Origin of the sequence: Myroides odoratus, assembly GCF_965118575.1 — a bacterium.
GTDB lineage: Bacteria > Bacteroidota > Bacteroidia > Flavobacteriales > Flavobacteriaceae > Flavobacterium > Flavobacterium odoratum_B.
Window position 1 is genome coordinate 1 of record NZ_CBCPHW010000046.1, and the last position, 1,580, is coordinate 1,580.

The 1,580-nt window shown below is 37.8% G+C and carries 2 protein-coding genes; one reads left to right on the forward strand and one right to left on the reverse strand.

What is annotated here, in order from left to right:
• The coding region (locus ACMHJ2_RS17700) for a CHC2 zinc finger domain-containing protein (RefSeq protein ID WP_413514172.1) at positions 1–1,145 on the reverse strand (1,145 nt) is incomplete at its 3' end.
• Positions 1,146–1,299: 154 nt separating this feature from the next.
• On the opposite strand from ACMHJ2_RS17700, the gene ACMHJ2_RS17705 reads away from it, so the two are divergent.
• Positions 1,300–1,580, forward strand: a 281-nt coding sequence (locus ACMHJ2_RS17705) for a helix-turn-helix domain-containing protein (protein WP_413514173.1), incomplete at its 3' end; no start/stop codon positions are given.

Genomic DNA, 1,580 nt, shown 5'->3' on the forward strand with positions numbered 1-1,580 from the left:
TTTAAAAAGTCCTGCGGTGAGTCACCGCGGCCAATTGTGTTTTCTTTAGGTTCTGCTGTTGGGTTAAGGGGCTGTGGTGACTCGTCTCCAGTTGAAAAAAGAAGTACAGTTCGGTTATTCAAAAGTTCAACAAAGATGTTTTCATCATGTCCCTGTAGTGTTTCGTTGATGTCTTTACCTATCGAAGTGGCTGTGGTCAACTTTAAACTCGGGTATTCCGATTTCAGCATACTCCCATATTTATGTACCGCCGCTCTACCAGCTGCATCGTTATCAAAAAAGAAGATAAGTTCTTCGAGTTGTTTTAATTGGCTCACCGCCTCGGTGTATTCCCCCGTTAAACCATTGGTTCCATAACACGCTAAAACACTGTACTGCTCTGTTATCGTATTGATTTGCAACAAGCTTGCTGCATCGATGATACTCTCAGTCAAGATTAACTTCTTGGTATTTACATCGGGATAACCAGGATAAAGTCCTTTTCTATTTTTAAGGTAATAGTGTTTAGCATCTTTCTTGTCTAAAGTACTTCTAAAATAAAACCCCGTAACTGCATTTTCCTTGTTTTTAAGCGCAAAGACAATACACCACTTGCCAAAAACGCCATACCCTTTCTCTCCTGTTCGACTAATAATTCCCTTGTCTAATAGTAATCCTACATCAACGCATTGGCTAATTAATTGCTCCTCTTTTCGTGTGCCATGGTGGAACTGTCCTCCATTATAACCAACTTCGATTTTCTTATGGTCTAAGCCTCGTTGCTGTAAGTAATCTCGGGCTGGTTTGCTGTTGTGAACTGCATTTTTAAAGTATTGATACATACCACCCAAAAAGTTAGCAGTAGATAGCACCGTATTTTTTCCTCCTTCTTGATATCCTAGTATAGCTTTGCAGGTATTGATTGCTTGGGATTTGGTGGTATTTTCTTGATGCATCACAAAATCAATCACATCCATACTTTTACCATGGGTTTTACAATTGCTACTAAAGCAATAAGCCGTTTGGGTTTTGTAATACACCTGCATACTCGGGGTTTTATCCTCATGGAACGGACAGTGCAATCGACTCTGCTTGTCAGGCTTTAAGCCGTAATGATGCAATACCATCGCCAAACTTAACTGTGCTTTTATCTCACTTATTTCCATAACTGAAAAATATTTAAAGTATTTTATCACTACATATCTGTTGCAAATCTAACAAATGCATCGTTATAAAACAAACTTTATATGTTTTTGATACGATATATATGTTCCATATATTTGTTAGATCGTTTAATTTATTGTTGTTTTTAATACATTTATGGAGTCTATTAGCTTTGGTAAACGCCTTGCACAGGTAAGGAAACAGAAAAAAATCTCGCAGGATGAACTAGGTAAACTTGTAGGAGTTCACGGCGCCGTTATTGGACGTTACGAACGAGAAGAAGTTAAACCTTCTATCGAGATTGCTACAGAGCTCGCTGAAGCTTTACAGATTTCTTTAGATTACCTTGTAGGAGTTACAGATATACTCCTTGACAAGAATATTGTTAACAGAGTACTCGATATACAAAAATTAAACGAAGAGGATAAAAAACACGT